This is a genomic window from Pseudomonas berkeleyensis (assembly GCF_014109765.1).
GTDB classification, from domain to species: domain Bacteria; phylum Pseudomonadota; class Gammaproteobacteria; order Pseudomonadales; family Pseudomonadaceae; genus Aquipseudomonas; species Aquipseudomonas berkeleyensis.
Window position 1 is genome coordinate 2,423,952 of record NZ_CP059139.1, and the last position, 25,618, is coordinate 2,449,569.

General features: G+C 61.0%; 24 protein-coding genes. 17 read left to right on the top strand and 7 right to left on the bottom strand.

The window, feature by feature from the left end:
• Positions 1 to 4: 4 nt before the first annotated feature.
• Positions 5 to 1,192: an acyl-CoA dehydrogenase family protein gene (locus HS968_RS11255; protein WP_182371301.1), complete on the bottom strand. Its 1,188-nt coding sequence runs from the start codon at positions 1,190 to 1,192 to the stop codon at positions 5 to 7.
• 59 nt (positions 1,193 to 1,251) lie between these two features.
• Entirely contained in the window at positions 1,252 to 1,815 is a 564-nt protein-coding gene (gene msuE, locus HS968_RS11260) for an FMN reductase (protein WP_182371302.1), read from the bottom strand.
• A gap of 495 nt (positions 1,816 to 2,310) precedes the next feature.
• On the opposite strand from msuE, the gene HS968_RS11265 reads away from it, so the two are divergent.
• The 14 genes from HS968_RS11265 (at position 2,311) to HS968_RS11330 (ending at position 17,378) form a co-directional block, all read left to right on the top strand.
• Positions 2,311 to 3,060: a GntR family transcriptional regulator gene (locus HS968_RS11265; RefSeq protein ID WP_106742159.1), complete on the top strand. Its 750-nt coding sequence runs from the start codon at positions 2,311 to 2,313 to the stop codon at positions 3,058 to 3,060.
• Positions 3,057 to 4,784: a fumarate reductase/succinate dehydrogenase flavoprotein subunit gene (locus HS968_RS11270; RefSeq protein ID WP_182371303.1), complete on the top strand. Its 1,728-nt coding sequence runs from the start codon at positions 3,057 to 3,059 to the stop codon at positions 4,782 to 4,784. Before HS968_RS11265 ends, HS968_RS11270 begins: the two co-directional genes overlap by 4 nt.
• A gap of 86 nt (positions 4,785 to 4,870) precedes the next feature.
• Positions 4,871 to 5,116 (top strand): 4Fe-4S dicluster domain-containing protein, encoded by a 246-nt coding sequence (locus HS968_RS11275; protein WP_182371304.1) that lies wholly within the window; start codon positions 4,871 to 4,873, stop codon positions 5,114 to 5,116.
• Between the two features lie 382 nt (positions 5,117 to 5,498).
• Positions 5,499 to 6,905 carry an ABC transporter substrate-binding protein gene (locus HS968_RS11280; protein ID WP_182371305.1) on the top strand — a complete coding sequence of 469 codons (1,407 nt, stop codon included), beginning with the start codon at positions 5,499 to 5,501 and terminating at the stop codon, positions 6,903 to 6,905.
• A 132-nt stretch (positions 6,906 to 7,037) separates the two neighbouring features.
• Positions 7,038 to 7,820 carry an ABC transporter permease gene (locus HS968_RS11285; protein WP_106742149.1) on the top strand — a complete coding sequence of 261 codons (783 nt, stop codon included), beginning with the start codon at positions 7,038 to 7,040 and terminating at the stop codon, positions 7,818 to 7,820.
• On the top strand, positions 7,817 to 8,674 hold the full coding sequence (locus HS968_RS11290; RefSeq protein ID WP_182371306.1) for an ABC transporter ATP-binding protein: 858 nt from the start codon (positions 7,817 to 7,819) through the stop codon (positions 8,672 to 8,674). Before HS968_RS11285 ends, HS968_RS11290 begins: the two co-directional genes overlap by 4 nt.
• Entirely contained in the window at positions 8,671 to 9,654 is a 984-nt protein-coding gene (locus tag HS968_RS11295; protein WP_182371307.1) for a HEAT repeat domain-containing protein, read from the top strand. Before HS968_RS11290 ends, HS968_RS11295 begins: the two co-directional genes overlap by 4 nt.
• Positions 9,651 to 9,920 carry a DUF971 domain-containing protein gene (locus HS968_RS11300; RefSeq protein WP_119690998.1) on the top strand — a complete coding sequence of 90 codons (270 nt, stop codon included), beginning with the start codon at positions 9,651 to 9,653 and terminating at the stop codon, positions 9,918 to 9,920. Before HS968_RS11295 ends, HS968_RS11300 begins: the two co-directional genes overlap by 4 nt.
• 258 nt (positions 9,921 to 10,178) lie before the next feature.
• On the top strand, positions 10,179 to 11,321 hold the full coding sequence (locus HS968_RS11305; protein ID WP_182371612.1) for an IS481 family transposase: 1,143 nt from the start codon (positions 10,179 to 10,181) through the stop codon (positions 11,319 to 11,321).
• Between the two features lie 251 nt (positions 11,322 to 11,572).
• Complete coding sequence (locus tag HS968_RS11310) at positions 11,573 to 12,094, top strand: rhodanese-like domain-containing protein (protein WP_182371308.1); 522 nt, start codon at positions 11,573 to 11,575, stop codon at positions 12,092 to 12,094.
• Between the two features lie 74 nt (positions 12,095 to 12,168).
• Positions 12,169 to 13,146 carry a serine O-acetyltransferase EpsC gene (gene epsC, locus HS968_RS11315; protein WP_182371309.1) on the top strand — a complete coding sequence of 326 codons (978 nt, stop codon included), beginning with the start codon at positions 12,169 to 12,171 and terminating at the stop codon, positions 13,144 to 13,146.
• A 104-nt stretch (positions 13,147 to 13,250) separates the two neighbouring features.
• Positions 13,251 to 14,183, top strand: coding sequence for a family 2A encapsulin nanocompartment shell protein (locus HS968_RS11320; RefSeq protein WP_119691001.1), 933 nt, complete (start codon positions 13,251 to 13,253; stop codon positions 14,181 to 14,183).
• Complete coding sequence (locus HS968_RS11325) at positions 14,158 to 15,933, top strand: family 2A encapsulin nanocompartment cargo protein cysteine desulfurase (RefSeq protein ID WP_182371310.1); 1,776 nt, start codon at positions 14,158 to 14,160, stop codon at positions 15,931 to 15,933. The genes HS968_RS11320 and HS968_RS11325 overlap by 26 nt, the downstream gene beginning before the upstream one ends.
• Before the next feature lie 503 nt (positions 15,934 to 16,436).
• Positions 16,437 to 17,378: a bifunctional helix-turn-helix transcriptional regulator/GNAT family N-acetyltransferase gene (locus HS968_RS11330; protein ID WP_182371311.1), complete on the top strand. Its 942-nt coding sequence runs from the start codon at positions 16,437 to 16,439 to the stop codon at positions 17,376 to 17,378.
• Positions 17,379 to 18,118: 740 nt separating this feature from the next.
• Here the strand turns inward: HS968_RS11330 and HS968_RS11335 are convergent.
• From HS968_RS11335 to HS968_RS11350, 4 genes are all read right to left on the bottom strand, one after another.
• Positions 18,119 to 19,861 (bottom strand): ATP-dependent nuclease, encoded by a 1,743-nt coding sequence (locus HS968_RS11335; RefSeq protein ID WP_182371312.1) that lies wholly within the window; start codon positions 19,859 to 19,861, stop codon positions 18,119 to 18,121.
• 288 nt (positions 19,862 to 20,149) lie between these two features.
• On the bottom strand, positions 20,150 to 21,043 hold the full coding sequence (locus HS968_RS11340; protein WP_182371313.1) for a hypothetical protein: 894 nt from the start codon (positions 21,041 to 21,043) through the stop codon (positions 20,150 to 20,152).
• 1 nt (position 21,044) lies between these two features.
• Positions 21,045 to 21,398, bottom strand: a complete 354-nt coding sequence (locus HS968_RS11345) for a hypothetical protein (protein ID WP_182371314.1) — start codon at positions 21,396 to 21,398, stop codon at positions 21,045 to 21,047.
• 353 nt (positions 21,399 to 21,751) lie between these two features.
• A complete protein-coding gene (locus tag HS968_RS11350; protein ID WP_182371315.1) occupies positions 21,752 to 22,681 on the bottom strand; it encodes a LysR family transcriptional regulator in 930 nt (309 codons plus the stop codon).
• 102 nt (positions 22,682 to 22,783) lie between these two features.
• Here HS968_RS11350 and HS968_RS11355 point away from each other — a divergent pair, with 102 nt between their 5' ends.
• Together HS968_RS11355 and HS968_RS11360 are read left to right on the top strand one after the other, a co-directional pair.
• The gene (locus tag HS968_RS11355; RefSeq protein WP_182371316.1) at positions 22,784 to 23,110 is read left to right on the top strand and encodes a nuclear transport factor 2 family protein; all 327 of its coding nucleotides are present in this window, start codon (positions 22,784 to 22,786) and stop codon (positions 23,108 to 23,110) included.
• Positions 23,107 to 23,889 (top strand): SDR family oxidoreductase, encoded by a 783-nt coding sequence (locus HS968_RS11360; protein ID WP_182371317.1) that lies wholly within the window; start codon positions 23,107 to 23,109, stop codon positions 23,887 to 23,889. The genes HS968_RS11355 and HS968_RS11360 overlap by 4 nt, the downstream gene beginning before the upstream one ends.
• Before the next feature lie 141 nt (positions 23,890 to 24,030).
• Here HS968_RS11360 and HS968_RS11365 read toward each other — a convergent pair whose 3' ends face one another.
• On the bottom strand, positions 24,031 to 24,936 hold the full coding sequence (locus HS968_RS11365) for an AraC family transcriptional regulator (protein WP_182371318.1): 906 nt from the start codon (positions 24,934 to 24,936) through the stop codon (positions 24,031 to 24,033).
• Between the two features lie 103 nt (positions 24,937 to 25,039).
• Here HS968_RS11365 and HS968_RS11370 point away from each other — a divergent pair, with 103 nt between their 5' ends.
• Positions 25,040 to 25,600: a carboxymuconolactone decarboxylase family protein gene (locus HS968_RS11370; RefSeq protein ID WP_182371319.1), complete on the top strand. Its 561-nt coding sequence runs from the start codon at positions 25,040 to 25,042 to the stop codon at positions 25,598 to 25,600.
• The last annotated feature ends 18 nt before the right edge of the window (positions 25,601 to 25,618 follow it).

Sequence of the window (25,618 nt, forward strand, 5' to 3'; positions counted from 1 at the left end):
ATCCCTATGAGTAGAAAGACGGGGTGGGACGCGTCTGGTTCAGTGCCCACTCACCCAGTTCGTGGAGCTTGTAGTCCACCGGGTCGTGCAGGCTCTGGGTACGCAGGTTGCGCCAGTAGCGGTCGAGGCGTAGCGAGGCGTGGGTGGCGCGGGCGCCGGTCACCTCGAACAGACGGTTGCAGATATCCAGCCCGGTGCGGGCAGCCGCCACCTTGGCCGTTGCAATGGACAGCGCCAGTTGCGCGCGCTCCTCGGCACCGAGGGCGTGTTCCTTGTGCCAGGCTTCGTCGAGTTGCGCGGCGGCGCGTTCCACCAGCAGGCGCACGCCTTCCAGGCCGACCCAGAACTCGCCGTAGTGGCGCAGTACGTAAGGGTCTTCGCTGACGTGCTGGGCCTTGGAGCGAAACCAGGGGCGGCCTTCCTTGAGGGTGTACTGACGGGCTTCCTCCAGGGCTCCTTCGGCGATGCCGAGGAAGATATGGGCGAAGTGCAACTGGGCGATCAGCGGGCGCAGGCAGGCGAAGGGCGTGCTCAGCGGACCGGGGTCGAGCAGCAGTTCGTTCTCTTCCACGCGCACGCGTTCGAAGGTGGCGCTGCCGCTGTCGGTCTGGCGCTGGCCCATGTTGTTCCAGTCGCCGTGCAGGGTGATGCCGGTGCGGCCGCTGGGAATGGCGGCGATCAGCAGCTTGCCGCCGGCGCTTTCGTCGACCGCCGAGGCGATCAGCATTTCCGAGTCGCTGGCGCCGGAGCAGAAGCTCTTCTTGCCGGAAAACTCACGCCAGCCATCGAAGGTCTTGACCACGGTGCGGGTATCCAGCGGATTGAGCGCATTGCCCCAGAACCAGTTCTTGCGCGCGGTCTGCTCGAACCAGGGCTGCCACTGATCGGGGCGCGAGAACAGGCGTACGGTGGCCAGCATCAGATGCTGGAAGCCGAAAACATGGGCGATGGAGCTGTCGACCTTGGCGAACTCGCGCACCACACCCAGGGTTTCGCTCCAGCTGGCGCCAAGGCCGCCGAACTGGGTCGGGATGCTCAGCGACAGCAGGCCGCTCTGACGGATCGCATTACGCTGCTGCTTGGGTGTGCCGCCGGCCTCGTCGCGTTCGACGGCGGTCTCGGCGAAATCCGCAGCCAGCCGGCGAGCGGTCTGCAAGGGGCTGAGCACGGTGGGTTGTTGATTGGTTCTCACGCGATGTCCCTCGCTGATTGGCCTTCCAGGCAAATGGGGTGCTGGATCATGCGGGCTCCTCAGGCGATCTTGCGCAGGGCATGCGTCTGGCCACGCAGCAGAGCGGCGGCGCGCTCGGCAGCCAGTTCGATACGCGCCTGCAGGGCATCGCTGGCGACGCGGTAGTTGGCGAAGTCGGACTCGCTGGCGTACACGCCGATGGGCAAGGTCAGCGACTGGAAGAAGCTGAAGAGCGGACGCAGCTGGTGATCGAGCACCAGGGCATGGCGTTCACTGCCACCGGTGGCGGCGAGCAGCACCGGGGTGTCGATCAGCGCATCCTGGCCGATGAGGTCGAACAGGTGCTTGAACAGCCCCGGGTAGGTGCCGCGATAGACCGGTGCGGCGACCACCAGCAGATCGGCTGACTCGATCTGGCGCAGTTCGTGTTCGACGGTTTCCGGCAGTTCCTTGCGCCACAGCGCACCACCGAGCGGGCGAGCGATGTTGCCCAGTTCGATCAGGTGAGTGTCGATGGCCAGATGCTTGCCGACTTCGCTGACGATGGCTTCGGTCAGTGCCAGTGTGCGCGAGGGGCGGGAGGTGCCACCGGAAACGGCGACGACTTTGAGGGGAGTGCTCATCCGAGATATTCCTGTAGGGCTGTTGCTCGAGGTGAGGCACCTGGAGCAATCGCCATACCAGCCGCGATCCCCCCGGAAATACTGGCCTGGCCGGCACCCAGGGGCCTCGGCGCTGTTGATATGCCAGGTGAATTGTTGAATCGCTGTTGCTGGGCGAACAGTTGGCCTGCTGTTGCTGTGGCAACAGTTTGTGGGGCGTGAATGGAAGCAGGCACTGGCTCAGGCATCAGCTTTTCCGAGTCTTCGAGCATTGGCGGTACGGTCTTGTTACAGCCTTGATCCCTCGTCTTATAAAGGCTAAGAGTTATCTCTAAAAATAATATAAATAAATATTTATATTATTTTTAGAGATAAGAAGCGTTGTTGCATGTCGGTAATTCGAACCTGCTCCTGGCGTCATAACCTTATGCAATAAAAGTATTTCCAATCTCATACTTATGCTCGATATCGTCTTGCTACAACTTGTTATGACAAGTAGAGATGACGAGACGGAACATGGCCCAACTGCTACCGCTTTCACCCGTACCGCTGTACAGCCAGCTCAAGGAATTGCTGCGCACGCGCATCCTCGATGGCACCTACCCGCCGCACAGCCGCATGCCCTCGGAAAGCGAGCTGGGCAAGGCGTTCGACGTCAGCCGCATCACCGTGCGCCAGGCCCTCGGCGACCTGCAGAAGGAAGGGCTGATCTTCAAGATCCACGGCAAGGGCACCTTCGTCGCCAAGCCCAAGGCGTTCCAGAACGTCAGCACCCTGCAGGGCCTGGCCGAGTCCATGTCGCAGATGGGCTACGAGGTGCTCAACCGCCTCACCAGCCTCAAGCACCTGCCGGCCAGCGCCCGTGTGGCCGAGCGCCTGCAACTGGAGGAGGGCGCGCCGGTGACCGAGATCAAGCGTGTGCGCCTGGTCAACCGTGAGCCGGTCTCGCTGGAAGTCACCTACGTGCCCCGTGCCATCGGCGAGAAGCTGGAGAAGGCCGACCTGGTGGCGCGCGACATCTTCCTGATCATCGAGAACGACTGCGGCATCGCCCTCGGTCATGCCGACCTGGCCATCGACGCGGTACTTGCCGAGGACGACCTGACCCACGCGCTGGACGTGGAGGAGGGCGCGCCGATCATGCGCATCGAACGCCTGACCCATGGCGCCGACGGCACACCGCTGGACTTCGAATACCTCTACTACCGTGGCGATGCCTTCCAGTACCGCCTGCGCATCGACCGCAACAAGGAGCGCCCGGCATGAACACCCTCGAACGCGAATACGACCTGGTGGTGATCGGCGGCGGCACCGCCGGGCCGATGGCGGCGATCAAGGCCAAAGAGGCCAATCGTGAACTGCGTGTGCTGCTGCTGGACAAGGCCAACGTCAAGCGCAGCGGCGCCATCAGCATGGGCATGGACGGCCTCAACAACGCGGTGATTCCCGGCCACGCCACGCCGGAGCAGTACACCAAGGAAATCACCATCGCCAACGACGGCATCGTTAATCAGGCGGCGGTCTACGCCTATGCCAGCAAGAGCTTCGAGACCATCGAGCAGCTCGACCGTTGGGGCGTGAAGTTCGAGAAGGACGAGACCGGCGACTACGCGGTGAAGAAGGTGCACCACATGGGCGCCTACGTGTTGCCGATGCCGGAAGGGCATGACATCAAGAAGGTGCTGTACCGCCAGCTCAAGCGGGCGCGGGTGGAGATTACCAACCGCGTCATCGCCACCCGCCTGCTCACCGATGCTGATGGTGCGGTCAACGGCGTGATGGGCTTCGACTGCCGCACGGCGGACTTCCATGTGATCCGCGCCAAGGCGGTGATCCTCGCCTGTGGCGCCGCCGGGCGTCTGGGCCTGCCGGCCTCGGGCTACCTGATGGGCACCTACGAGAACCCGACCAATGCCGGCGACGGCTATGCCATGGCCTATCACGCCGGGGCCGAGCTGGCGAACCTCGAATGCTTCCAGATCAACCCGTTGATCAAGGACTACAACGGCCCGGCCTGCGCCTACGTCACCGGCCCGCTGGGCGGCTACACCGCCAACAACAAGGGCGAGCGCTTCATCGAGTGTGATTACTGGAGCGGGCAGATGATGTGGGAGTTCCACCAGGAACTCGAAGGCGGCAATGGCCCGGTGTTCCTCAAGCTCGATCACCTGGCCGAGGAAACCATCCAGACCATCGAGGAAATCCTGCACAGCAACGAGCGCCCCAGCCGTGGCCAGTTCCACGCGGGTCGCGGTACCGACTACCGCACCGGCATGGTCGAGATGCATATCTCCGAGATTGGTTTCTGCTCCGGTCACAGCGCCTCGGGCGTATGGGTCAATGAGAAGGCCGAGACCTCGGTCAAGGGGCTGTACGCCGCTGGCGACATGGCCGCGGTGCCGCACAACTACATGCTCGGGGCTTTCACCTACGGCTGGTTCGCCGGTAGCAACGCCGCCGCCTACATCGCCGGGCGCGACTTCAGCCCGGTGGATGCCGCGCAGGTCGAGCGTGAGCAGGCGCGGGTGTATGCGCCGCTCAAGCGTGAGCACGGCCTGCCGCCGGCGCAGGTGGAATACAAGCTGCGGCGCATGGTCAACGACTACCTGCAGCCGCCCAAGGTGACCAAGAAGATGGAGATCGGCCTGACCCGCTTCGCCGAGATCGAGCGTGATCTGGATCAGCTCAAGGCCAACAATCCGCATGAGCTGATGCGTGCGCTGGAGGTCAGCGTGATTCGCGACTGCGCCGAGATGGCTGCACGTGCCTCGCTGTTCCGCACCGAGAGCCGCTGGGGGCTGTACCACCACCGCGTCGACCACCCGCAGCGCAACGATGCCGAATGGTTCTGCCACGCCCATCTGAAGAAGAACGAACAGGGCGAGATGAGCAGCTTCAAGAAGCCGGTCGAGCCCTACCTGATCGACCTGGCTGCGGATGAACAGAGCGCCTACGACCGCCTGCGGGTAAAAACCGAGGCGGCGGCGTGACTTCGTAGGGTGGGCCGGGCGGTGATCCGCTTCAGCCCACCGAACAGCCTGGTGGGCTGAAGCCCACCCTACATGGATAACGTGACATGGCCTATCAACCCCAGGAAATCTTCTTTCGCAGCAGCGCACCGGTGACCATCGATGAAGACAAGTGCATCGCCGACAAGGGCTGCACCGTCTGCGTCGAGGTCTGCCCGATGGATCTGCTGGCGATCAACCCGGCCACGCAGAAGGCCTACATGGCCTTCGACGAATGCTGGTACTGCATGCCCTGCGAGAAGGACTGCCCGACCGGTGCGGTGAAGGTGGAGATTCCTTACCTGCTGCGTTGAGTCGGTGCGCACGGCGCACCTTACGAAATATCACGGTCCCTGCGCGTAGCCCGGATGCAATCCGGGGAATGCTCTGGCCACCTTGATCCACCGCTCCCAGATTTCATCCGGGCTACGACAAGCAAAACCCGCCATCCGGCCAACCACCGGACGCCTGATGCAACACCCCTCGTTTCCCACCGGCCCACCTGCTGGCGGAGACGATTCCAATACTCCGAGCCTATTCAACGTATCGCGAGCTAGAGCAAAACGGTGATGGGAAGGATCGAAGAAGCGGAGTTTACGTCCTGTAAATGAGCATTCTGAGGTCGTTACCAGCGCCGTTTGGCCGACGCGCAGCAGACGTTGAACAGGCTCTCAATGATTCGAGGGGAGAAAACCCATGCTCTTGCGTAGCACCCTGGCCGGCCTCGCGCTGGCAATCGCCGCCACCCAGGCGTCGGCCGAAACCATCCGGGTCGCCATCGGCACCCAGGACACCACCATCAACTGCGCCGCTGGCGGCCTGCTCATCCGCGAGTTGGGCCTGCTCGACAAGTACCTGCCGAAGGACGGCAAGTACAAGGACGCCAAATACGTCGTCGAATGGAAGAACTTCACCAGTGGCGCACCGCTGACCAACGAGATGGTTGCCGGCAAGCTGGATTTCGGCGCCATGGCTGAATTCCCCGCCGCCTTCAATGGCGTCGCGCATGAGGAAGCCGGTAAACGCAGCCTACTGATCAACGTGCTATCCGGCAGCATCAAGGGCAGCGGCAATGGCATCGTGGTGCCGGCTGCCTCGCCAGTGCAGTCGCTGGCCGACCTGAAAGGCAAGACCATTTCCGTGCCTTTCGCCTCCACGGCCCATGGCGTCCTGCTGCGTGCGATCCAGGCCCAGGGCTGGGATCCGGAAAAGGACGTGCGGATCATCGCCCAGGCGCCGGAAATCGCCGGTTCGGCGCTGCGCAGCAACCGTATCGATGCCCATGCCGACTTCGTGCCCTTCGCCGACCTGTTCCCCAACCGCGGCTTCGCCCGCAAGATCTTCGATGGTTCGCAGACCCAGGCGCCGACCTTCCACGGGGGTCTGGTCAACGCCGAGTACGCCGAGAAGTACCCGGAAGTGGTGGTCGCCTACCTGCGTGCCGGTATCGAAGCCAACCAGTTGCTGGCCAGCGATCCGGAGAAATACAGCCTGCTGATCGAGAAGGTCACCGGCATCGAAGCCGAGGTGAACTACCTGTTCCATGGCCCGCTGGGCCTGCAGACCCGTGACCTGACCTGGAAGCCGGAGTACCGCAAGGCCGTGGCGGGGGCGCTGGAAACCCTCAAGACACTCAAACGCACCAACCGCGATCTCGACCTGAATACCTTCATCGACGACCGCTACGTGCGTCAGGCCTTTGCCGCGTCCGGCGTGGACTACGACAAGGCATTGGCCGACTACGCGCCGGTCGCCCTGAAGGCCAACGATGCAGTCACCGGCAAGCCGATCACCGACTTCAAGCGTGTTGCGCAGATCTGGGTGCGTGGCGAAGACAAGGTACGCAGCTACGCCTCGCCGGAGGCCGCGCTCCAGGCCCTGGCTGCGCTGGAAGAAGAGGGCAAGGACATCCGCGCCATCTACGCTCACGCCGCCGACAGCGGGCTCAAGCTGCTGGCCAACCAGGCCTGGTTCGTGCGCAACGGCAAGGGTGAGCTGAGCGCCTTCCTGCTCAAGGAGCAGGCCCAGTCCTACGCCCAGGCCAACGGCGGCGAAGCGCTGGACTTTGTCGGCGTCAACCAGAAGCTGCTGGCCAGCCGCTAAGACCTGGCCCTCTGTCCACCGCCTTCCGATCCTGCGAAAGGGCGGTGGCAGAGGGCCTGACGTAGCCCGGATGAAATCCGGGACAACGCAGCACGGTTCTTCCCGGATTTCATCCGGGCTACGGAGATTGCCATGACCTCGCTCTATCGCTGGCCCCTGCGCCTGGCCTCGCTGGCCGCCTGCCTGCTGTTCTGGCAGGTGGCCGCCAACCAGCGCCTGGATCTGGGGCTGATCGCTTTCACCTACGTGCCGACCCCGGCCGCTGTACTGGATGCCGCCTGGCACCTGTTGCAATCGAGCAAGCTCGCCGACCACCTCGGCAGCAGCCTGGGACGGGTGTTCACCGGTTATCTGGCTGCCGCCGTTGCAGGCGTGCTGCTGGGCCTGGCCATCGGCCGCTCGAAGTGGGCCGAAGACAGCCTGTTGCCGCCACTGGAAGTGCTGCGGCCGATTCCCGCCGTGGCCTGGATTCCCCTGGCGATCCTGATGTTCCCGTCGTCCGAGGCGTCGATGATCTTCATCACCTTCACCGGCGCGCTGTTTCCCATCCTGCTTAACACCGTGCATGGCGTCGAAGGTGTCGACCCGCGCTTGGTGGCCTCGGCGCGCAGCCTCGGGGCAGGGCGGCTGGCCATCCTGCGCGAAGTGGTGCTGCCCGGCGCCGCGCCCAGCATCGTTACCGGCCTGGCCATCGGCATGGGCACCTCCTGGTTCTGCCTGGTCACCGCCGAGATGATCTCCGGCCAGTTCGGCATCGGCTACTACACCTGGGAGTCCTACACCCTGCAGAACTACCCGGACATCGTCGTCGGCATGCTGCTGATCGGCGTGCTCGGCATGGTCAGCAGCACGCTGGTGCGGCGCCTCGGCGCCTTCGCCACACCCTGGTACCAGAGCGGAGGCAAGCGCACATGAGTGTCTACCAACAGGCTCCAACGCCGGGGCGTATCGATGGCCGACAACTGTCCATTCGCCTTGGTCAGGGTCGCGAGGCCTTCGAGGCGGTGCAACGTCTGGACTTCGCCATCGAACCCGGCGAGTTCGTCTGCATTCTCGGGCCTTCCGGCTGCGGCAAGTCGACGTTGCTCGGCGCCCTGGCCGGGCACCTGCAGCTCAGCGGCGGCAGCCTGCTGGTCGATGGCAATGCCGTCGCAGGGCCATCGCCGCAGCGCGGCATGGTCTTCCAGCACCACACCCTGCTGCCCTGGCGCAGCGTGCTGGACAACGTCGCCTTCGGCCTGAAGATGCAGGGCATCGGCAAGGCACAACGGCGCGAGCAGGCGCTGGATATGCTGCGCCTGGTCGGCCTGCAGGACTTCGCCCAGCGTTGGCCCAATCAGCTGTCCGGCGGCATGCAGCAACGCGCCGAGATCGCCCGCGTGCTGATCAACCGGCCGCGCCTGCTGCTGATGGACGAACCCTTCGGCGCCCTGGATGCGCAGACTCGTGCACGCATGCAGGAACTGCTGCTGGATATCTGGACGCGCATCCGCACCACCGTGGTGTTCGTTACCCATGACATCGACGAGGCGCTGTTTCTCGCCGACCGCATCCTGGTGATGAGCCCGCGTCCGGGCCGCTTCATCGAAGACCTGCGCCTGGAATTCCCACGCCCGCGCAATGCCAGCCTGCTCACCAGCCCCGGCTTCACCCACCTCAAGCGCCACTGCCTGGAGCTGCTGCGCCATGAGGATGGCCGTGAACTGCCGCGCCTGACGCCGCTGGGCCTGCCGACCACCGACCATCCGCCATTGCGAATCGCCCTATGACCGACCTGAACCTTGCTGCCCTGAGCACCGACAACCCCGACATTCTCGACCTGCTGCCGCGTCTGGCCGCTGACGATGCCGGCATCCGCCGCATCGCGCTGATCGACCTGGCCGATCTGGAAGACCCGGACGCCTTGCCCTGGCTTGCCCGCGCCCTGCGCGAGGATGCCGACGCCGCGGTACGCGCCGAGGCTGCGCGCCTGCTCGAGGCCTGGGAGGAGCCCGAAGTGGTCGCCGCCCTGTGCGCCGCGCTGGCCGATGCCGATGAGCGCGTGCGCAGCGCCGCCGCGCAGAGTCTGAGCGAACTGAAAAGCGCCGAAGCAGGGCGGGTGATCCTGCCGTGGGCCACGCACGCCGATGCCTTCGTCCGCGCCAGCGCTCTGCGTGCGTTGCGCGAGCTGCGTCTGGCCGACGCCGCACCGCAGGCGCTCGAGGCGCTGGCCGACAGCGACGCGTTCGTAAGGCGCGAAGCAGTCGGTATTCTCGGCTGGCTCAAGCAGCATGAGGCGCTGCCGGCCCTGGCGCGCCTGGCCAGTGACGATGCCGATACCGAAGTGCGGCGCGCGGCTACTGGCGCTTTGGGCCTGGCCCGTGATGCCAGCGTCTTGCCCGCACTGCGCGCAGCCTTGCACGACCGTGAATGGCAGGTGCGCGAGGAGGCCGCCACCACCCTTGGCAAGGTCGGTCTCAGCGAAGCCGGTGCGGCGCTGATCGAAGCGCTGGGCGATGGCTACTGGCAGGTGCGCCTGCGCGCCGCCCGAGCGCTGGGCAAGTTGCGCCATGCCGCTGCCTTGCCGGCGCTGGTGGAACTGCTCGGTCACAGCATCAGCAATCTGCGTAAGGAGGCGGCCCTGGCCTTGGGCGAGCTGGCTGACAAAAGCGCGGTACCGGCTCTGCAGGCTGCGGAAAACGACGGCGATCCGGAAGTGCGCAAGGCCGTACGCATCGCCCTCGCACAGTTGCAGGGTACGGGCCGGTGATAGCGCCGACCGCGCTGCGCAGCACTGCCGGCCAGCTCGTTCTGGACTGGCCGGACGGCAGCCGCAGCGAGCTTGCCCATACGCGCCTGCGCGCGGCCTGCCCCTGCTCGCAGTGCCGCGCAGCGCGCCTGCACGGGCGTATCGACCTGGCCCCGAGCGATATCCGCGTGCAGGCCATCAATGCCCAGGGTTATGGCGTGCAACTGATCTTCAGCGACGGCCACGACCGCGGCATCTATCCCTGGGACTACCTGCGCGAGCTGTAGGAGAGGCTGGCCGGCATTGCGTTTCAACCGCGAGCCTTTTCGTGACTGACGCAACTTCCTGTGGCGAGCGGTGCGCATGGCGCACCCTACATGATGCGGCCGGCTTTGGTTTGTAGCTGAAGCTGCAGCTGGACTATGCCTCTATGCCTTCTCGTAGGGTGCGCTGTGTGTTCAGCCGGGGGACATAGGTAACGGGTGTCGGGAGACATAGGTAACGCATTTAGGCTTACGGTGTTCATCGAATTGGGAGATCGAATGATGCCGTGGCTGGAGCGAAGCACTATGTCGATAAGGCGAGAGTTTGTTCTGCTGGCGGGGCAGCCCCAAAGTAATGTGCGGGAGCTCTGTCGGCGGTATGGCATCAGTCCCAGAACTGGCTACAAGTGGCTGGCTCGGTACCGTGAGCAAGGCGATGCAGGCTTGCAGGATCGATCTCGGCGTCCTCTGAGCAGTCCAGGGCGTAGCGATCCGAAGCTGGAACAAACGGTGGTGCAATTGCACCACCGCTATCCCTATTGGGGCGCTCGCAAACTGCGAAGCTTGTTGATGACTGCAGCTATTGATCCGCCTCACCACAGCACCATCGACGCAATCCTCAAGCGCTACGATTGCCACGTCCTCTACCACAATGAACAGTCGCAAGCGCCGGCTAACCGCCGTTTCGAGCATCCCAACCCGAACGACCTCTGGCAGATCGACTTCAAGGGTAACGTCCCCCTCAATGATCGCCGTTCGCCTTGTTGTCATCCCTTGACCCTGCTGGACGATCACTCGCGCTTTTCGCTCTGCTTGCAAGCCTGCCAGGGAGAGCGACTGGAACTGGTCAAACCACATCTGATCGAGGTTTTCCGTCAGTACGGCTTGCCGCTGCGTATCACCGCCGACAATGGGCCGCCTTGGGGTTCGAATATTGCCGGTGGGCTATCGAAGCTGGAGGTTTGGCTGATGCGGCTGGGGATCGAAGTCAGCCATAGCCGACCTCATCATCCACAGACTCAGGGCAAGCTGGAGCGCTTCCACCAGACACTCAAACGCGAAGTGCTGCATCGCGCGTTCAGCGACTTGCAGCATTGTCAGCAAGTGATGAGCCGTTGGCGAGACGAGTACAACCATTACCGTCCGCATGAAGCACTTGATCAACGGCCGCCCATAGAGCGCTATCGGCCAAGTCCACGAAACTACCCGGAGCAACTGCCAGCCATCGAATATGAACCGGGAGATCACGTTGTAAACGTACGTCAGACCGGGCAGGTGTATTTCAAAGGGCTCAACGTCTTCGTAAGCGGAGGTCTGTATGGAGAGAAGGTCGCCATACGCTCAACCGCTGAAGAGGGTGTCTACGATGTGGTATTCATCCGCAAAACGCTGCGTCAAATAGACCTGAGGCAACGGGCAACATGATCATCAACCTGTTACCCATGTCTCCCGACAGGTGTTTACCATGTCCCCCGGCTGAACACTGTGCGCACCAAGCAAGCACCTCGGTATTCCCGCTACGCATGATGCACCCTGCGCTTGATTTAATATTCCTTTTTGTTTGGTAAATAAAATAATTAATTATTTTTTGGATATATGCGCCAGGCATAGAGTAGGCCTCACGCGGCGCCGCAGACCGACTGCCTGCCCCGACTAGCCAACTAGAGGATCTGTTAATGCCGTCCGCAGACATCGCTTCTCAGCCTGCCGTTTCCATCCAACGTCCCACCGACCTGCGCAGCGTGCTGGATGTTTCCAGCGACGAATTGCTCGAACGCGCCCGCGCCCGTGGTCAGGAGCAGGGCAGCGCCTATGCCGGCAGCCTCTACCCACCGGAGGCCTGGGCGCTGGTCGAAGCGGGCGAGGCCACCCTGGTCGACGTGCGCACCTTCGAGGAACTCAAATTCGTCGGCCATGTGCCGAACAGCCTGCATGTGGCCTGGCAGACCGGCCCGGCGCTGATCAAGAACCCGCGTTTTCTGCGTGAGCTGGAGACCAAGGTGCCCCGCGACAAGCCGGTGGTACTGCTGTGCCGTAGCGGCAAGCGCTCGGCGGCCGCTGCGATTGCGGCGACGGCGGCAGGTTTCTCCCAGGTGTTCAACGTACTCGAAGGTTTCGAAGGCGATCTGGATGCCCAGCGCCAACGGGGCGAGAGCGGCGGCTGGCGGCACTGGAACCTGCCCTGGGTACAGGATTGAGCCATTCGTAGCCAACGGGGGCGCGAGCCATGCTCGTTGCCTCAGGCACCGCAGCGTTTTTCTGAGTAATCGAAATGCCCCACCAGCACATTGCAGACCTGGAATATCTCAACCCGCACCTGGCAGACAGTCGAGCGCCGCGCGTCAACTGGCAGCTCGAGCAGATCGTCGAGCAATTGCGTGAGGCGCGCAGCGACTGGCGCAGCCGCACCAGCCGTAACCGTGAGCTGGGCAGTCGCGAGCTGCCCTCACGGCAGGCGCTGGAGGCGATCTTCGAAGGCCTCTGCGGGGCGCTGTTCCCCATGCGTCTGGGCCCCAGCGACCTGCGCCAGGAAAGCGAGGATTTCTACGTCGGCCACACCCTCGACAGTGCGCTCAACAGCCTGCTGTCGCAGGTGCGCCTGGAGTTGCGCTATGCCGCGCGTCAGCAGGGCGACGCGGAGAAGGACAGCGAGGCCGAGGCCATCGCCATCGTGCGCGACTTCGCTGCCGCGTTGCCGGGCCTGCGCCGCCTGCTCGACAGCGACGTGCTGGCCGCTTATGCCGGCGACCCGGCGGCGCGCAGCGTCGACGAAGTGCTGCTGTGTTACCCGGGCATCCTCGCTGTCATCCACCATCGCCTGGCCCACCATCTTTACCGCGCCGGCATGCCATTGCTGGCGCGTATCGGCGCAGAAATCGCTCACTCCGCCACCGGTATCGACATCCATCCTGGCGCGCAGATCGGCCACAGCTTCTTCATCGATCACGGCACTGGGGTGGTGATCGGCGAGACTGCGATCATCGGCAACCACGTGCGCATCTACCAGGCCGTGACCCTTGGCGCCAAGCGCTTCACGGCCGACGAGAGCGGGCAGTTGCTCAAGGGCGAGCCGCGTCACCCGATCGTCGAGGATGACGTGGTGATCTACGCCGGCGCCACCATCCTGGGACGCATCACCATCGGCAAGGGCTCCAGCATCGGTGGCAACGTCTGGCTGACGCGCAGCGTACCGCCCGGCAGCAACGTGACCCAGGCCAGCCTGCAGCACCAGGCCAGCAACACCGGTTAATCCGCGGCGTTCGCCGCAACCCCTGCACAGCATCCACACGACGGTCGTGCTCGCACGACCGTACGGGGTTCTGTGCGCCTTGAAAAACGCAACAGGAGTGTTCCATGGCTGACAATCAGGATGTACGCCTTGCCCTCGGCGACAGTGCCGCCCGGCAACTGGCGAACGCGACCAAGACCGTACCGCAACTTTCCACCATCACCCCGCGCTGGCTGGTACACCTGCTGCAGTGGACGCCGGTGGAGGCCGGCATCTTCCGCCTGAATAAGGTCAAGAACCCGCTCAACGTGCAGGTCGCCTGTTCCCAGCGCGACGAGGCGGTGTTGCCGCAGACTTTCGTCGACTACGAAGACGCGCCGCGCGAGTACTTCCTCAACGCGGTGACCACCATCCTCGACGTGCACACCCGCGTTTCCGACCTCTACAGCAGCCCGCACGACCAGATTCGTGAGCAGCTGCGCCTGACCATCGAGACCATCAAGGAGCGTCAGGAAAACGAGCTGATCAACAACCCCGAGTACGGTCTGCTGTCCAGCGTCGACCCGGCCCAGCGCATTTCCACCCTGGGCGGCCCACCCACCCCAGACGACCTCGACGAGCTGATCGCCAAGGTCTGGAAAGAGCCAGCGTTCTTCCTCGCCCACCCGCTGGCCATCGCCGCCTTCGGCCGCGAATGCACCCGTCGTGGTGTGCCGCCACCCACCGTCAGCCTGTTCGGCTCGCAGTTCCTTACCTGGCGCGGGCTGCCGTTGATTCCGTCGGACAAGGTGCCGTTCGATGACGACGGCAAGACCAAGATCCTGCTGCTGCGCGTCGGCGACAAGCGTCAGGGCGTGATCGGTCTGTACCAGCCGGGCGTGTCGGGCGAGCAGAGCCCGGGGCTGTCGGTACGCTTCATGGGGATCAACCGCAACGCCATCGCTTCCTACCTGATCTCGCTGTACTGCTCGCTGGCGGTGCTGACCGAAGATGCCCTGGCCGTACTCGATGACGTAGAGGTCGACAAATACCATGACTACCCAGTTGCTTACCGCTGAGCCCCAGGCTGACGGCCTGCCGGATCTCGCCAGCCTGGCGCGCCTGGCCAATGAGCTGTTCGCCGCCAAACCGGGCGAGGTGCCGCGTGCCGGCGGTGAGGCGCCCAGCCTGACCGCCCATGAAGCGCCGCAGACGGCGACTGCTCCGGCCGGCACCCTCGATGGTCTGGATCTGGGTTCGCCGCAGGCCTATACGGCGGCCATTCCACAGGTCTATCCGGGCGCCGCGATCGTGCAGCCGCCGGGTGCCGGTGGTGCGGCTGCACCCTCTGGCTATTACTTCAGTGACCTGCCGGCACCCGGTGTCAGCGATTCTGCAACGCGCGAGGATCGCGTCGCTGCGCGCAGCGATGGCCTGCCGGGTGGCGACGAGCTGGCCCAGGTGCTGCAATCGCTGCTGGGCGAGCCGCGCAGCACGACACCGTCACCCACGCAAACGCAGACCGGAGCGGGGCAGTTCTACTTCCTCGATCAGGGTTCGGCACCGCGCCTGGAGAAGGCACCGCAGGCATCCGGCCAGCCACAGGCTAGCGGCAGCTTCGATGTCAACGCCGTGCGTCGTGACTTTCCCATCCTCCAGGAGCGGGTCAATGGCAAGCCGTTGGTGTGGTTCGACAATGCCGCCACCACGCAGAAGCCACGCCAGGTGATCGAGCGCATCAGCTACTTCTACGAGCACGAGAACTCCAACATCCACCGCGCCGCGCACGAACTGGCGGCGCGTGCCACGGATGCCTACGAAGGTGCCAGGAGCACGGTGCGACGCTTTCTCGGTGCACGTTCGGAGGAGGAGATCATCTTCGTGCGTGGCGCCACCGAAGGCATCAACCTGATCGCCAACACCTTCGGTCGCAAGTTCATCGGTGCGGGGGACGAGATCATCGTTTCCCACCTGGAGCACCACGCCAACATCGTCCCCTGGCAACAGCTGGCGGCCGAAGTGGGCGCGAAGATCCGGGTGATTCCGGTGGACGACACGGGGCAGATCATTCTTGAGGAATACGCCAAGCTGCTCTGCCCGCGCACCAAGCTGGTCTCCATCACTCAGGTCTCCAACGCCCTGGGTACGGTGACGCCGGTAGCCGAGATCATTGGCCTGGCGCATGCGGTGGGTGCCAAGGTATTGGTGGATGGCGCACAGTCGGTCTCGCACCTGCGGGTCAACGTGCAGGCGCTGGATGCCGATTTTCTGGTGTTCTCCGGACACAAGATCTTCGGCCCCACCGGTATCGGTGTGGTTTACGGCAAGCGCGAGCTGCTCGAGCAACTGCCACCCTGGCAGGGCGGCGGCAACATGATCGCCGACGTCACCTTCGAGAAGACGGTGTATCAGGGGCCGCCTGCGCGTTTCGAGGCCGGCACCGGTAACATCGCCGATGCGGTGGGGCTGGGGGCGGCGTTGCAATACGTCGAGCGACTGGGGCTGGAGAACATCCAGCGCTACGAGCACGACCTGCTGGTCTACGCCACCCGTGGCCTGTCGGCCATTCCCGGGCTGCGCCTGATCGGTACCGCGGCGCACAAAGCCAGCGTGCTGTCCTTCGTGCTCGACGGCTACCGCACCGAGGAAGTCGGCGCCGTCCTCAACCGCGAGGGCATCGCCGTACGCTCCGGCCACCACTGCGCGCAGCCGATCCTGCGACGCTTTGGGGTCGAGGCTACGGTGCGACCGTCGTTGGCGTTCTACAACACCATTGGTGAAGTGGATCTGCTGGTCGATACCGTGCAGCGTCTGGCGCGCAGACGCTGAACCCTCAGCCATGAACGAGCCCCCGGTCGCGAGGCCGGGGGCTTTCGTTTGTGCATGGGCACCGTCAGAAGCCTGGCGGCTATCGGCTACAAGCTGCCACGCCATGGGCGTGCATTTCGACCTGTAGCGGACCACCGAGAGATGATCCGCGCTGTGAAGTGCAGAGCAGTACCCCGAGGACGCCCAGGAGTAGGGCGCTCAGGTTAATGCCGGTCAGTTAAGCGTCAGGATAAGGTTACGTAGGGTGCGCCGTGCGCACCAATGGTCGTGGCGCCAGCATTTCGGTACGCACGGCCTGGGCGACCCCGCGACACCCTACAAAGGCTATGCGTGCCAGACACTACGTTTTATCTGATCGGTATTAGGCGCTCAGATGGTTTTTCTTTCAGCCCTTCCTTGCAGCGAGTCTGTGCCCAGGCCTCACCGAAGGCACATGTCCGAATTTAGTTGTGCTAAGCAACTTATTGGTTGTAACGTGCATCCATTATTGCGGAGGCCTTGGCATGCACGCTGATAAGTACCTGGTTGAAGAAATTCGCGCGATCTCTCGAACAATGGTTCGCGAGCTTGGATTCATGGGGGGAGACTTTGCAGGAACCGACCTCTCGCCGTCAGCCGTGCATGCCCTGATCGAGATCGAGCAAGGAGAGATCACGGCGCGTGATCTCGGTGCTCGGCTTCGACTCGAAAAGTCGAGCGTGAGCCGTATGCTGAGCAAGCTGGTGGCGTCCGGTGAGCTGCAGGAGACGCCGGGGAAGGACGATGGCCGCGTCAAGATGCTCTCTCTGACCGCTGCGGGTAAGCAGCGTGTGGCGGCAATCCACGACTTCGCCCGCGCTCAGGTCATTGCCGCTCTGGAGCGTTTGAAACCTGGCCAGGGCCAGCTTGTACTCGAAGGCATGCGGCTTTATACCCAGGCGCTCGATATCACGTCGGGCCACCCTGATCGTTCACTCAATATCGAGATCGTGCAGGGATACCGACCAGGCATCATCGCCCGTATCACGGACATGCATGCGCTGTATTACTCACGCGAGTCAGGTTTCGGCCAGCGCTTCGAGTCCGTAGTGGCGAGCGGGCTCGCCGAGTTTTGCAATCGCCTGGAAAACCCAGGAAATGCCATCTGGACGGCGTGTCTCGATGGTCAGATCGTAGGTTCCGTGGCCATCGATGGCCAGGACATGGGCGAGAACGTAGCGCATTTGCGCTGGTTCATTCTCTCCGATGAGGCCCGTGGCGGTGGGGTGGGGAAAAAGCTGCTGGACGCGGCCCTGTCGTTCGTCGATGAACGGAATTTCACTGAAACGCACCTATGGACCTTCTCCGGACTGCACGCCGCACGCCATCTCTATGAAACACGCAACTTCGTACTGGCAGAGGAGCGGCCAGGCGCGCAATGGGGCAAGGAAGTCCTGGAGCAGCGTTTTGTCAGGCCTAGGCCATGACTGTAGGGCTCCATTGCTCAGGTTTTCCGCTACCTGAGCATTCCCCGCAAGCTGGTTGACGGTGTTCGTGACTGGCGGTTTTTTACTGAGTTACTGGCTGCGCGCCAGCTACGGCGGTTCGATGGTACTCAGCGACGGCTCCGAGAAACTAATCCTCGGCATCAACTTGGGACTTTTCGCCTACACCCTCGTCATCCTCATGGCTATTGTCGCGGTGGCCATGGATCGTCGGGGTCGGTTGGTAGGAGCGTCTTGTTAGAGGCGGCCGCTTTCGGAAAAAGCAGTGCCGCCTTCATACCCGGTTGTAGCTGTGAGCTGTTTGTGTGACTAGGCAGTGCCCTGCCAGAGGCCGCGTGTGACAACGGCCGACCATCTGCCAGTAGCTGCCCGCCACGACTGGCTGTATCGGCCAGAAGCGGACGTCCATCAGCACTCCATTTTGAGGTTCAACGGAAGCCCGAAACGAGGCGACTATGCTCAGAGACCTTGAGGTTGGCTGAATTGATCAACCCAGAGATTTGCAGCGAGATGTCAAGACCTTCCAACGCCAGATCAATACTGGGGCTAGCCACTTTTGACCAGTGCGCTCACAAGAAAGCCTTTGTTCAATCATGAGCGCCTACGCCGAGCTCATAGAAAAGCCATTTAACCATCTCGACGGTAGAGTGCTTTGTGCTGTAAGCGCTTGGAGCAGGGGACGATGCCCTAGGCTGTTCATGGTCGTCGTCCCCTCAGGCGCTCTAGCCGACCTCATCCAGCTCTTCAATCGCTGTCCACTCAAGGCAATTAACCGGTTTTGGCTTAGAGGCGTCTAGCAGATAATCCAATAGCGCCTTCACCTTCTCTGCAGACTCTGCATCGTTTTGGATACGGACAAAAGCTCGATATGGCTTCTCGTCCTTGGACTCTTTTCCGAACAACGCCGTCTCAAAGCAGGTACGACACGCAACAAGCCTGACGCGTCCTTCTGCGTTGTCGAGCTTTAGCACGGAGGCGATGGTTCCATTCATTCCCCAAGCTGGATTGCCTTTACCTGCTGCCGTGAGTGGAGAATCGGTATCGTGAAGGATCGTAAACTGCTTGGAGAACTGCAGGAGGACTTTCGCTAAGGACGGGATAATCCCCTTGCCACGAGCCCGGATGATCTGGACGTCCTTATACTCGTCAACGTATATGTCCCTGATGATGGAGAAGGCCGTGTACTCGGTATCGCCTTCAACAATGATCTGCCGCCCACCGAAGAAAAACTCGTTCACGTAGGGATCACATACGTTGAGCATCTTGAGGTTTTTCTTATCGTCATCGTCCAGCTTGGCGCGGGTAGGTCTGTACAGGGTAGTACTTTCCACCTCGTTACCTTCGCCACGGTACACGCGAATAATGGTGGTATTGTCCTTGGACAGATCGATGAAGATTGGTGAGTGCGAAGTAATCATCACCTGCCAGTTGCCTGTCTGAGGCAGATCGTAAAGCACTGCTCTGGCCTCCCGGATGGCCGAGGGATGAAGGCAAATCTCAGGTTCATCCAGCAGCAAGACGTGCGGCCTTGTCCCCTCGCGATCCTTCGCCTCCGACAGGTATTTCAAGGCTGCCCAGAGCAAGGTTCGACGGGCACCACTACCTTGGTTGGCAATGCCTGACAGGTAACCATCTTTTGGGCCCATCAACAGATCGGCAGTGGTTTTGAATGGGGTGTAGGCCTTTTCGATGTCCAACTCAGGTTTGGCATCAAACTTCACATGGTGGTTCGGGAACAGGCGGTCGAGATACTTGGTGATCTCAGACTCGATGGAGGCAACCTCTGCCTCAGTCGCTTCCACAGCTTTTGTCTGGAGCAATTTGATCTTCTCAATCACAAGTTCGTAGTCAGATAACGCCTGAGCGGGATCCGACTTGATCTGTTGAACACGCTCTTTAAGCAAGGAGCTGATTAGGTTGATGATCTCATTCGCTTGAGCGTCGGGTGAAGCAAACGCGTCGATGCGATGTGGGCGTGGGCGTTTGGCGTTGGCCACGTTTGGAGCTCCCCACGGCACTTGGGCATCCCAATCCCCCTTCTGCACATCGAAGCCCTGTCGCATCGGATCTTTGGTTGGACTATCCCAGATCCAGCGTTCGCGGATCAGGAATTCTCCGTTGGCCTGGACACCAAGCCAGCGTTCCCCTGGCGCATCACTGAACACGATGGTTTGAAGCTCAATGGTCGGAAGCGCTTCCCTCTCTACTATGCCATTTGGGAAGTCGTTGATGTTCAGCTTGCCGGCAGACGACCCGTGAGACATCACGATTTCGTAGGCTCGCAAGATGCTACTTTTTCCGGCGTTATTGGCGCCAACTAACACAACTATGTCATCCAGTTCGATCTCAACTGGAGTTGAGCCGATTGAACGAAAATTCTGAATGATGAGTTTATGTAGTCTTGGACGAGGGGTGCCCTCTTCAATCAGCGAAACAACTTCGGATACTGCTGACTTCTTAGCCATAGAAAAATCCCTGTCATTGTAATTCGAGCATCCAAGAATAGAGAGCTCCAGACGAAGGTGATATCTTTGTCGCGGCAGAAAGTCAATATGCCATCATTGCGATTGTTTTCAGCTGTGGAAATCGATAGCGAAATGCTAAAGAAAAGAGCGAATAATGGGGCGGATTCCGGCTGACCGCTCCTGGCCAGGAGCAGCCACAAAACTACAGGTAACGCCTTATCCGATAGTTTTGTGGCCTAGCGTTGAAAAAACTTACTCTTTCATCAGTAGTCGATTGCGGCACTGTGCCTATTTCTTAGCTATCGCGGCTTTCGCACAGTCTTCAGAGAACTTTTCCTTTTCTTGTTCATTATCAATGAACTCTGCAATCTTGATGCAGTTCGCGAGAAATTGGCCTATCGCGAGTCCTCTGCCTTCCTCTGCTATTCCTTCGGTTAAGTTTTGTGCTGCAACACCTGTTGAGAACATCTTGCCTAATTTGTTAGTTATTGAGTTAGAGTTACCTCCAGTCGAAGAGCCAAAACTTCCATATACAGACATTGCGTCGCGACGGGTCACATATAATGACTCGGCCAATTCATCTTTGGCGCCCTGAACAGCCCCTTTGGCTTGATCATATTTTTTCTGCGCTTCGCCTTGAGCTTCTTTCATTGTACTTATTACGTCTGCCGGAATTGGATTGCCAGCATCAGCAGATTGCTTAATCCTTTCAGCAGTAACCGGACTGAAACTCTTACTATTTTCGACAAAAATCCTTGCTTGATCCTTGTCAATGGCGAACTTAGTGTCGTATTCATTGATCGCATCATTTTCAGCCTTGATGGTTGCCAAGGCTGTGGCCGCTGCAGCCTCGTTTGAAAGCGCCTCCCGCAGCTTATCTACTCTTATCCTTTGTATTTCCGACTCATCTTTTTCTTCAGCCCTCCCATCTCCTTTCCCATAGGATGCGGTAATCGGAATTATATCTTTTCCGCCATCCTCACTCTTTTTCGAAACAGCTACGGGGACATATGCAGCGTCTACGTTCTTGAAGCCCAAATTCATAGTTACGCCAGTAGACTCTGTGGTGGGGGCCGAGATATCCACCCCAAAAACTTGCTTGGATGTATACATCAGTGGTGCTTGTTGCAAGGGCGCACAACCGGCAATAATGGTCAATGACACGAATATAGTATTTTTCATATCAGTTCCTGCTATGTGTCAGGCAGATTTTATCGGGGTTGATGTTAGATTTTTCTAGATAAGAAACCAGCTCATCAGACTGAGTGTGATTATTTGTAAAAATGACAACCGAACACGTACCAGATGGAATTTGCGCATATACTTGTTGGACATATCCAAGAGATGCCCCGCCAGGGCTGGTAATTAACCCAATGCCAGTGATATCAAAGTATACAGCTCCATTACTTGGTTCTAATAAATAAATTGGGAGCCCAGCGTAACGACTAACTTTTATGCCTTTATCATAGATATTGATAACTGTGCATCCGTCTAGGGCGCAAAGCATAGAGATAAGTAACATGCGCAAGGGTTTCACCTGAAATTCTTCCTTGAATAACTGGATCGCTCTGGATAGCTGGATATATTGAGTAATAGACTAGGTTTTGCGTATGTCAAGCTGATATCAGCACCTGGCAGGGCGTTAACAAGTAGGTATTCACCGTATGCTTGCGATAGATTGCGGTGCGCGGAAATTAGGACATAAGGATAAAGGGACGAATTTATTTATAAGCTAGACCGTTCGCTTCTGGCCGGTAGCTTCCTGTCGTTACCGGCTGCTATCGGACAACAGCAGCCGATGGTCAGGAGATTTCAGTTCGGCCGCGTTACGGTTTTGACAGTAAAAACAAGCGCTCAAAAGCTACCGCCGCGCCCTTTGCCTTGCGCTTATCATCGATGGGACTCGGAACAGGGCTGATCGAACAGGTTGCGATCCAATAGACAGTCGATGAAGGCCCCCAGGGCGGCTGGCCGGTGTTGCCTGTTCGGGTAATAGAGGAACAGCCCTGGACGCGAGATCGACCAGTCAGCAAGGACCTGGATCAGTCGTCCCTGGGCCAGAAGCTCACCCACGGCTTCTCTCTCGAAATGATAGGCAATGCCGAGCCCTTGTAGAGCGGCAGCGATGCCGATGTCGGGGTGATTGGTGACGACGGGGCCGTCGACTGCCACTTCCAGGGGCTGCCCTCGCTCCTGAAATTCCCAGCGATAAGGTCTGCCGTCCATCTGCAGTCGCCAGTTGATGCAGGCATGATCCTGCAACTCGGCAGGTGACTGGGGTGTGCCTCGATGTGCGAGGTAGTCCGGAGATGCCACGGCGACCATGTTCAGATCCGGGGTGAGGCGGACGGCCACCATGTCCTTCTCAAGCCGGCCACCCATACGGATGCCCGCATCAAAACGGCCAAGCACGATATCGGCCAGTGCATCGTCGACCACGATGTCGAGCAGCACATCAGGGTATGCCTGGTGGAAGCGTGCCAGCCGGGGGGCGATGAGGGTTCTGGCGGCGATCCCTGGCGTATTGATGCGCAACGTTCCGCTTATTTGTCCTGTCGCCTCACTGGCTTCAGCGACGGCAACAGCCATCTCTCGAAACAAGGGGGCAATGCGGTTGTAGAGCTGTTCGCCACTGGTCGAGGGCGCGACGCTGCGGGTGGTGCGATTGAGCAGGCGTGTGCCAAGGCGAGTTTCGAGTTGCCGAATGGTCTGGCTGAGCGCGGAGGGTGAGAGACCCAGATGCTCTGCCGCGCGGGCGAAGCTTTGGCGCTCGACGATGGCCACGAAGGCTTTTAGCTCAGCAAATTCGGATCCGCGCATTGTGCATTTTTCTCTACATAACTAATGCTGATTCTAGGCGATTCAGTTAATTCTGTCCGATACGCATCCTAGGGCTGTCACCGACCCTATGGAGCCGACAACATGCCTAGCTTGACCCTGCCCGAGCCCATCGCTGCGTACTTCGCCGCCGAACACAACCCTGAAGCCCTGGTGCATTGCTTCACGGCGCAAGCCGTGATGAAGGACGACGGTCACACCTACACGGGTATCAACGCCATCAAGGCCTTTATGGCCGAGGCGTCGGCCAAGTACAGCGCGACGAGCGTGCCCTTTGCCATTGAGCAAGAGGACGGATTGCAGCTCGTCCGCGCCAACGTCAGCGGCAACTTCCCAGGCAGCCCGATCGTTCTGTCGTACCGCTTTCGTCTTGAACGCGGCCTGATCGCATCACTGGAGATCACGGCATGAGCTTCGACCTGCAACTCAATGGCCTGCGCGCTGTGGTCACCGGCGGCACGATGGGGCTTGGTGCTGCTGTCGTGCAGACCCTCGTGGAGGCTGGCGCCCGGGTGGCGATATCGGCGCGCAACGTGTCAGTACCACCTGTGGAAGGCGTCACCTATATCGGTGCCGATCTGACGACGGCACAGGGTGTTGCTCACCTCGCGCAGGCTGTCCTCGAGAGCTGGGGCGGTGTCGATATCGTGATAAACGTGGTCGGTGGATCAAGCGCTCCAGGTGGTGGCTTTGCCGTCCTCAGTGATGAGCATTGGCTGGCAGAGCTGAACTTGAACCTGATGCCTGCCGTGCGCCTGGATCGCGCGCTGCTACCATCCATGCTGGCGCAGGGCTCGGGTGTCATCATCCATGTGAGTTCGATCCAGCGCATGATGCCCCTGCCCGAGTCCACTACCGCCTACGCCGCCGCCAAGGCAGCGCTCACCACCTACAGCAAGTCCCTTGCGAGAGAGGTAACGCCTAAAGGGGTTCGTGTGCTGAGCGTCGCGCCAGGATGGATAGAGACCGAGGCGTCCGTAAGGTTTGCAGAGCGGCTGGCTGAACAAGCGGGAACCGACTACGAAGGCGGCAAACGAATCGTCATGGAGGCGATAGGCGGAATCCCTCTGGGTAGGCCGGCCAAACCTCAGGAGGTGGCCGATCTGATCGTCTTCCTCGCGTCCCCACGGGCGGCCTCGATTGCGGGATCCGAGCACCGCATCGACGGCGGTACCATCTCGACGCTGTAACCGGCGATTGCAATCAACTGATCAATGGCGAGCCCTCAGGGGCCGTCGCTTCCCCGGCTTTCTGGGGATGTTCCCGATGCCATTGCATGCTTCTGGATATCGGATCGTCCCAACCTTAAGGCTATTGATGTGCGCCGTCGCTCACCCAAACTGCTTCCGATACGCGCCTGGCAACACCCCGACCACTTTGCTGAATGCCCGTGTAAAGGCGGCTACCGACTGGTAGCCACAGGCATCGGCTGCCTCGGCGACCGGTTGGCCTTGTTGCAGCAGGCGGCAGGCCTGGCGCATGCGCAGGCTCAGCAGTACGTGGCCGGGTGAGGTGCCGGCCAGCTCCTGGAAACGTTTGCAGAACGCCGAGCGCGACAGGCCGGTCAATTCGGCCATCTGTTCCAGTGGCCAGGGCTGCTCTGGCTGGGCGATCAGGCGTTCGAGCAGCGCGGCGAATTGCGGGTGGCGGGCCAGGCCCAGCAGGCCGCCGAGGTCGGCCACGGCCTGGCTCTGTTCGCGTAGCACGTAGAGAAACAACAGGTGGCTGAGACGCTCCAGCAGGGCGCCGGCCGGGCCTTCGCTACGTGAGCATTCCACCATGATCAGTTCGAACAGCCGCCGTGCGGCACTAGAGCCTGGATCACCGGCGCGCAGGATCAGGTGATCGGGCAGGGCGTCGATGATCAGGCTGCTCAACCCCGGACGGAAATGAAAGAAACCACAGACCAGGCTCACGCCATCGCGTGCATGCGTGTCGAGCGTTTGCATGGCAATGCGCGGGTTGCACTGCGCCTGTTCGGGCGAGGCCGCGTCTGACAGCCGATAGGGCAGGTCGCGCAGCAGGAACACGGCGTCGCCGCTGTGCAGGGCGATGCTTTGTTCGCGTTCATGCAGGTGCAGCCAGCACTCGCCCTGAACCAGCAAATGGAAACTGGCGCGCGCCAGGCCATGAGTGCTGGCTTGCCAACTGCCGCAGTAACGGCCGACATGGAACAGGCTGGCGTCCAGTTCCAGGCTGTCTAATAACCATTCAAAAGGGGCAGTGGAAGAATTCATCTAATGGAAAGACTCAGGAGCAAGTGAACGCGACTTTAGAATATGGCTCACGATTTTTATAACCAAGACAATAGTGCCACACCTCTTGGTTAGGAGATGAACCATGTCTCGCGTCACCCTACAGACTCTTGAATCGGCCCCGCAAGAAGCCCGTCCTTTCCTGCAGAACGCCCTCAACAACTCGGGTTTCATTCCCAATCTGCTGGCTGTGCTGGCCAATGCGCCGGCAGCGCTGGAAACCTACGTCACCGTCTCCGCACTCAATGGCAAGGCCAGCCTCGGCCTGGCCGAGCGCGAGGTGATCCAGCTGATCGCCGCCACCACCCACGGTTGCAGTTTCTGCGTTGCCGGCCACACAGCGGTGGCACAGAACAAGGCCAAGTTGCCGGCCGAGGTAATCGAAGCGCTGCGCGCCCGAGGGGAGTTGCCCAATGCCCGTTATGAAGCCTTGGCCGCGTTCACCCGTGCAGTGATTGCCACCCGTGGCAACGTCAGCGATGCCGAGTACCAGGCGTTCAAGGATGCCGGTTTCGAAGAGGGGCAGGCGCTCGAAGTGATTCTCGGCGTAAGCCTGGCAACCCTGTGCAACTTCGCCAACAGCTTTGCCCATACGCCGCTCAATCCTGAGCTTGCGCGTTATAGCTGGGAACAGGCTGAAGCCTGAGCCCCGTTTTTGTTGAAG